11 protein-coding genes are annotated in these 6,442 nt (G+C 67.2%); 9 read left to right on the plus strand and 2 right to left on the minus strand.

The features are described 5' to 3' along the window. Both WAT24_RS10605 and WAT24_RS10610 read left to right on the plus strand, forming a co-directional pair. Positions 1 to 592 (plus strand): IS3 family transposase (locus WAT24_RS10605; RefSeq protein WP_336807840.1); only part of this gene is annotated, 592 nt, incomplete at its 5' end. Positions 593 to 981: 389 nt separating this feature from the next. After that, a complete protein-coding gene (locus WAT24_RS10610) occupies positions 982 to 1,629 on the plus strand; it encodes a TfoX/Sxy family protein (RefSeq protein WP_336807841.1) in 648 nt (215 codons plus the stop codon). Here WAT24_RS10610 and WAT24_RS10615 read toward each other — a convergent pair. After that, on the minus strand, positions 1,577 to 2,053 hold the full coding sequence (locus WAT24_RS10615) for a group II truncated hemoglobin (RefSeq protein ID WP_336807842.1): 477 nt from the start codon (positions 2,051 to 2,053) through the stop codon (positions 1,577 to 1,579). The genes WAT24_RS10610 and WAT24_RS10615 overlap by 53 nt on opposite strands. Continuing rightward, complete coding sequence (locus tag WAT24_RS10620) at positions 2,050 to 2,358, minus strand: antibiotic biosynthesis monooxygenase family protein (protein ID WP_336807843.1); 309 nt, start codon at positions 2,356 to 2,358, stop codon at positions 2,050 to 2,052. The genes WAT24_RS10615 and WAT24_RS10620 overlap by 4 nt, the downstream gene beginning before the upstream one ends. Positions 2,359 to 2,451: 93 nt before the next feature. Here WAT24_RS10620 and WAT24_RS10625 point away from each other — a divergent pair, with 93 nt between their 5' ends. The 7 genes from WAT24_RS10625 (at position 2,452) to WAT24_RS10655 (ending at position 6,303) form a co-directional block, all read left to right on the plus strand. Beyond that, positions 2,452 to 2,856, plus strand: a complete 405-nt coding sequence (locus tag WAT24_RS10625) for a winged helix-turn-helix transcriptional regulator (protein WP_336807844.1) — start codon at positions 2,452 to 2,454, stop codon at positions 2,854 to 2,856. Positions 2,857 to 3,184: 328 nt separating this feature from the next. After that, entirely contained in the window at positions 3,185 to 3,670 is a 486-nt protein-coding gene (locus tag WAT24_RS10630) for a GNAT family N-acetyltransferase (RefSeq protein WP_336807845.1), read from the plus strand. A 178-nt stretch (positions 3,671 to 3,848) separates the two neighbouring features. After that, positions 3,849 to 4,331, plus strand: a complete 483-nt coding sequence (locus tag WAT24_RS10635) for a hypothetical protein (RefSeq protein ID WP_336807846.1) — start codon at positions 3,849 to 3,851, stop codon at positions 4,329 to 4,331. Positions 4,332 to 4,458: 127 nt separating this feature from the next. Next, on the plus strand, positions 4,459 to 4,896 hold the full coding sequence (locus WAT24_RS10640; protein WP_336807847.1) for a VOC family protein: 438 nt from the start codon (positions 4,459 to 4,461) through the stop codon (positions 4,894 to 4,896). Positions 4,897 to 5,103: 207 nt separating this feature from the next. Continuing rightward, positions 5,104 to 5,442 carry a hypothetical protein gene (locus tag WAT24_RS10645; RefSeq protein WP_336807848.1) on the plus strand — a complete coding sequence of 113 codons (339 nt, stop codon included), beginning with the start codon at positions 5,104 to 5,106 and terminating at the stop codon, positions 5,440 to 5,442. Positions 5,443 to 5,550: 108 nt separating this feature from the next. Further along, entirely contained in the window at positions 5,551 to 5,820 is a 270-nt protein-coding gene (locus tag WAT24_RS10650; protein ID WP_336807849.1) for a hypothetical protein, read from the plus strand. Positions 5,821 to 5,946: 126 nt separating this feature from the next. Then, positions 5,947 to 6,303, plus strand: a complete 357-nt coding sequence (locus tag WAT24_RS10655) for a YciI family protein (RefSeq protein ID WP_336807850.1) — start codon at positions 5,947 to 5,949, stop codon at positions 6,301 to 6,303. Positions 6,304 to 6,442 lie beyond the last annotated feature (139 nt).

Genomic DNA, 6,442 nt, shown 5'->3' on the forward strand with positions numbered 1-6,442 from the left:
CTGGAACCACAAGCGTGTCTACCGGATCTACCGGGAGCTGGAGTTGAACCTGCGCATCAAGCCGAGGAAGCGCCTGGTGCGCGAGCGCCCCGAGCCCTTAGCCGTGCCGGCGCGCATCAACCAGGTATGGTCGATGGACTTCATGCACGATCAACTCAGCGACGGCCGCAGCTTCCGGCTGTTCAACGTGCTGGATGACTTCAATCGCGAAGGGCTCGGCATCGAGGTCGACCTGTCGCTGCCTGCGGGGCGGGTGATTCGCGCCCTGGAGCAGATCATCGAATGGCGTGGGAAGCCCGAAGCGATCCGCTGCGACAACGGCCCGGAGTACATCAGCGGGGCGCTGCTGGCCTGGGCTGAGCGCCGCGGCATCCGGATCGACCACATCCAGCCGGGCAAGCCGCAGCAGAACGCCTACGTGGAGCGCTACAACCGCACCGTGCGCTACGCCTGGCTGGCCCGCATCCTGTTTGACTCGATCGAGCAGGTCCAGGACCACGCCACCCGCTGGCTCTGGACGTACAACCACGAGCGCCCGAATATGGCACTCGGTGGCATCACGCCGATGCAGAAATTGGCGCTTGCCGCATAGCTCCACTTTTGGCGTCCGCTGAAAGCGGGGGGATTACCCGTGAAGTCGTACCACTCCACCACCGTCGACAGCGCCGCGACGACCATGGAGGCGCGCGAGACCCCGTCGCCACTGTGCGATCGCGTAATGGACATGCCGAGCGGCGCCGGAAGTTGCGGTGGTTCGATGGTAGCGGCGGCAGGACGAACACGGGGCGGCCCACGCCCGAGGTTGCCGGTTTCCGGCCATTGGCCCATCGGGCCCAAAAAGAGTGGGCGGGGTCCGCTTGAATCCCGGCGAGGGTACGCCGGAAAGCCTGTCGATTCGCGAGGGACTGAAGGCAAGGTTTTGACTACGATGCCGCCATTCCGGATGCTCGATCTTCCCGCGTAGCGGATTGCGGAGGACGTATGGCTACCGATCGAGACTTCGTCGACTACGTGGCCGAACAGATCGGTCTCGGAAGCCGCCTGACCCACAAGAGGATGTTCGGCGAGTACGCGTTGTACGTCGATGAAAAAGTAGTCGCCTTCATATGCGACAACAGCCTGTTCGTGAAGCCGTCCCCGGCCGCGCAGAAGCTTGAGCCCGATTTGCCGCAAAGATCGCCTTACCCGGGTGCCAAGCTGTATCCGGTAGCGGATGAATTGCTCGATGACTCGGAAGCCGTGCGCCGCCTCATCGTGGAAACCGCCGCGCTCATGCCGCCGCCGAAGCCCAAGCGTCCGCGCAAGACCAGGCCCAGGGGGGGTAGGGCGCCACGCACCAGGTTGAAGGGGAGGTGGCAGATAAGTTCCGTTCGTTCGCACCCCGACGGGACCTGGCTACCCCCGGATGGGCTCGAGTTCGGTGCTCCGAGCGGAGCCCGGCGGATGAGCCCTTTCGAACGCTCGGCGCGCGAGGCACTCGTTCCTCGCCTTTCGTTCGCGGGGCGCGGGTGCCTCGCAGCCGATCAGGCGTCGAGGCTGGAGGTGTGCGCCACCACCTTCCACGCGGAACCCTGCCTCAGGTCCCCGTGTAAGGCCCCCCGGTCTCACCCCAGCCCCACGCCGGCATAGGTGCATCGGCCGGCGGCGGGGCGCCTTCCTGCGAGTTGATGACGGCCAACCGAGTGCCCCATTCCAGGTAAGCGACGAACGCGGATCGGAATTCGGGGTCGTCGGGCAAATCCGCTTCGCCGGCACAGTCCAGCAGCAGCGCCATCCAGCGGCGGCGAAGGCGTTCATCCAGGTGCCGGCCTACGTGTCTGCCGACCATGGCGCGATGGCCGCCGCGTTCGCGGCTGTATTCCTTCGGTCCGCCGAGCACTTCGGCGATGAAGTGCGCCACGTGGCGGGGATGGTCGGGATCCATGCGGGCGAACAGGGGGCCCAGGTCGGCGTCGCGGGCGACGCGCCGATAGAACACAGAGGTGAGACGCTCGAACACCGGCATGCCGCCGGCCCAGTCGTACAGGGAAGGCACTGCCGCGGGCCTGCTCATGCCTGGCTGCTCCGTATCTCGGTTCGTTCGTAGTGGCGCATTTCCTCGATCGCACCGATGTAGGGCCTGATGGCGGCAAGGAAGGGCTGGAACAGGTCGCTGCCGCGAAAGCCGCGCAGATGTCCTTTGGCCGAAACCCACTCGATGCGCAACATGTAGCAGGCGGGCTCCTCCTGACAGCGGGCCAGTTCGTAGCCGAGGCAATGCTGTGAGGCATCGAGGCTCTTTGCCGCCTCGGCATAGTCGCGTTCGAACGACGCGGCGTCGGCGGGTGCGATGCGATAGCGAATGTATTCGACGATCACGTTGGGTCCTGTGTGGAGTGCGGTCGGCTATCTTTTCTAGCGCATGCGCCGGTCGCGCGATACGCACCGGAAAGTAACCGCCCAGGAACCGCCATGGCCCGCCCTCGCAGCAAGCTGTTTGCCTGTCCCGTCGACGTCGCCCTGAGCGTGATCCAGGGCAAGTGGAAGCCGGCCATCTTGTGGTCGCTTGCAGGTGGAGCCCGGCGCTTCCGCGATTTCCAGGCGGCGTTGCCGCAGGTGGCGCACAAGGTGCTGAGCGAGCAGTTGCGGCAGCTCGAGAGGGACGGGGTGATCCTGCGCCGCGAACGCGAGGGTGCCGATGGCGGCCCGGACTACGTGCTGACGGACTTCGGCCGCAGCCTGCGGCCCGCCCTGAATGCCCTGGCGCGCTGGGGCAAGGCGCACCATCGCAAGCTGGGTGCGCAATACGTCCTCGGAAACGCGGGGGACCTGGGCCGGGACGGGACGGACGGGGGCGCGGCCAAGCTGCCCGTTTAGCCTCGAACCGGCGGGGGTACCGCCCCACCGGGACAAAGAGGGCAGGTCCGGGACCGGTCCGGCACGCACTTTCCAATGAGCCCTCGCCCACGGGGCTTAGACGGACCCGGCGGTACCGTGGCTCGGCCCCGGGGTTCAGACGGCCAGTCGCTCGTCACGCTGGCGCCAGTCGATAACCGGGGTACCGGGTCGGACCCGACAGAGCATCCCATGCCGGCGTTCCGGATGGAGGGCTGTGACGAGTTGCGCGGCTTCAGCCCCGGCGGACGGCTCCCGATGAACGGCCTGGGCGGCTATCGTTCGTGGGCCTGAACCTTCGGAATGCGCCATGATCGTTTCGTCCGGCCACCTCGACGACCCCAGGGTCGTCGAACTGCTGCGCCTGCACCTGGCGGCCATGCACGTGCATTCGCCGCCAGGCACCGTGCATGCCCTGGACCTGTCCGCTCTTAAGCATCCGGACGTGTCCTTCTTCACCGCTTGGGAGGGGGAGGAATTGCTCGGCTTCGGTGCGTTGCGCCGGTTGTCGGATACGCACGGCGAGATCAAGTCGATGCGCACCGCGCCGCGGCACGTACGGAAGGGCGTGGCGGCGTCCCTGCTGCGGCACATGATCGAGGTGGCGCGGCGGCGCGGCTACCGGCGGGTCAGCCTGGAAACGGGGTCGGGCGAGGCCTTCGTGAGTGCCGTCGCGCTGTACGGGAAGTTCGGTTTCGTCAAGGGCGAGACGTTCGGCGGCTACGTGGCCACCGACTTCAACCAGTTCTTCCACCTCGACCTGCAAACGGCCGGGGCAGGCGGTGCGGCTTCCTGATCCGGCGGCCCCTGCTCCCACGTGTCCGTGTGCGTCGGCGGGGCGCAGCCGGCGTGCCGCGCCTGCCGCGCCGGGCATGGCAAGGAGAAGGAGGTCAGGTCCAACGGGCCTTTCTGCGGAGGCGAACCTGGGCCCGGTTACGCTAATGCGCCGGGTCTCGCGCTCACTGGAGCCAGTCGTGAACACCTTTCCCAAGTATGCGCTCGCCGAATGCGAACGCCGATGGCGTGTGGATCCGCGAAGGACGGAATGGGTGGCGTCGCTGCCTTTCCGCGAGATCGACGATCTGTACCTGCGCGGCACCCGGTTGCGGTTGCGCAGGGTGCGCTCGGCGGAAGGCGTGGTGTTCAAGCTGGGCAAGAAGTACGGCAAGGCGCCGGATGGCGCCGAGCCCATCACGAACATCTATCTGACCGAAGCCGAATACGCCGCTTTGTCGCAGTTACCCGGGTACGCGGTGAGCAAGCGGCGCTATGCCGTCGGCGAGGGGGCGCTGGACATCTACCAGGGCCCGGTGCCGGCGGCCATCTTCGAGAGGGAGTTCGCTTCCGCGGCGGACGCTGCCGCCTGCGCGGCGCCGCCGTTCGCGATCGAGGAGGTCACCGACATGCCGGAGTACTGCGGCTTTGCGCTCGCGGTAGCTGCGACGCAGCGGCGCTGAAAGGCGCGGACGCCTCCCGGGTGACCTATCCTTTCGCGGCCGCATTCGTTGTGCGGTGGTAACAACCGCACAACGCAGGGGCGCAAAACGGGCCTGCTAGACCGGCGTCAGACGCCAAGGAGACATCGTGACGGTCAGGCGCATGGACAACGTTGGCATCGTGGTCGACGACCTCGACGCCGCGATCGGATTCTTCACCGCGCTGGGCCTCGACCTCGAGGGGCGCGCGCCGATCGCAGGGCAGTGGGCCGACGGCGTTACCGGTCTGCAGGACATGCGCGTCGAGATCGCCATGATGCGCACGCCGGATGGCCATGGCCGGCTGGAGTTGTCCCGGTTTCTCGCGCCGCCCGTGGTCGCCGACCATCGCACCGCTCCGGTGAATGCGCTCGGTTACCTGCGCGTGATGTTCACCGTGGAGGATCTCGACGCGACGCTCGCCCGGATCGGCAAACATGGTGCCCAGCTCGTTGCAAAAGTCGTGCAATACGAAGACACGTTTCGGCTCTGCTACGTCCGCGGGCCCGAAGGTATCCTCATCGGACTTGCCCAGGAGCTTGGGTAGCCGAGGAGCGGAGAAAGGCGCGACGGGACCGAGCGGAACGACGAACAGGCGGAACGCCACGAGCGGCTCGCGCCGCACGATCCTGCGCAACGGGAGCCGTCAGATGACACGCGCCGCCCGGCACGGCCGGAAAGCAAAGGTGTACGCGGTCAAGGCGGAGATCGCCGATCCTGCTGCCGCCCGCTTCGTCTTTGCCCAGCAAAGACGATGTACGGCGGAAAACATGTCGCCGAAGGCGATCGGGTCTTCCTCTTCGCGAGCGAAAACGAAGGAGGGCAGGGCTTGTTCGCGAGCGGCATCGTGACATGGGCCGCGCCGACACCCCCCAAGCCCGGCCTCGCCCGGCAGACGCCGCGCGTCAGCATGGCCGTGGAGCGCACCGCCATGGCACGGAGCCGCCTCGGAAGGGGCGAGCTGAAGCGTTTTTCGACGTGGGGCGACGGCCGACCGGAGACGGAACTGAACTTCAAGTTGTACCGCCAGGCGACGAACAAGGTCGTCGGTCTCTCAGCCGAAGCGGCCGCCTTCCTGCAGCAGTTTTTCTGAGCCGCCAGGGAACGGGGTTTTCCGAGCAAGGACCGGTCGAAGCCCTGTATCTTTCCCACCGGCTGTGTGGGTCGGCAGCCTTCATCCCCTCACTCCAGGACGGCAGCCGTGCGCCTGTCGCGTATCGAGAAGCAAGTGATCGTGGCCGCCGGCGTCGTCGCGTGCCTCATCGGGGCGCTGGCGGGATACGGGGCATTGTCCAGGGCGCTGGAGGACCAGTTCCACGGAGGGGTGCTGGACGAGGACCGCGTCGGCGTCCTCTGGCGGAACGCCTGGGACACCCTCGCCGCGTTCATCGAGGCGGCAACGGTCGCCTGGAGTGCGTTGGGTTTCCTGCCGGTAGGCTTGTCTCGCCTGCTCTTCAGGCGGGGGGGCTGAGCCCAGGAGCGTGGAAAGCCGGCCGGAGGGCACGCTTACGTGCCGCCCGGCGGTGTCGAAACCGGCCCGCCCCGTGCGACATCCCGTGACGGCACGCTTGCCGCCGCGAACCTCGAGGAGCCTTCCATGGAATACCTGCTGATGATCCACGCCGACCCGGCCGAACTGCAGCGGCTGCGTGAAGCCGAACGGTCCACCACGCTCGCTGCCTACACGGCCTATACCGAGGCCCTGCAGCAGGCCGGTGTCCTGCGCGGCGGCAACCGCTTGCGCACCGCCGATACGGCGACCACGGTGCGCGTGCGCGACGGCAAGACCGAGTTGCTGAACGGCCCGTACGCCGAGACGCGCGAGCAGCTCGGCGGCTACTACCTGATCGACGTGCCCGACCTCGATGCTGCGCTCGCGTGGGCCGCCCGTTGCCCGGGCGCGAGCCACGGGGCGATGGAAGTGCGGCCGGTCTGGGCGGTCTGTGATGCCTGAGCACCGGGCCGCGGCGGGGGGGGGGGGGGGGGGGGAAAAAAAAAAAAAAAAAAAAAAGGGGGGGGGGGGGAAAAAAGGAAAGCGCTTGCCAGGGGAGGGGAAGGGGGGATAGAGTGGGGGGGGGGGCGCAGAGTAAAAT

The organism is Fulvimonas yonginensis (assembly GCF_037137055.1).
GTDB lineage: Bacteria > Pseudomonadota > Gammaproteobacteria > Xanthomonadales > Rhodanobacteraceae > Frateuria_A > Frateuria_A yonginensis.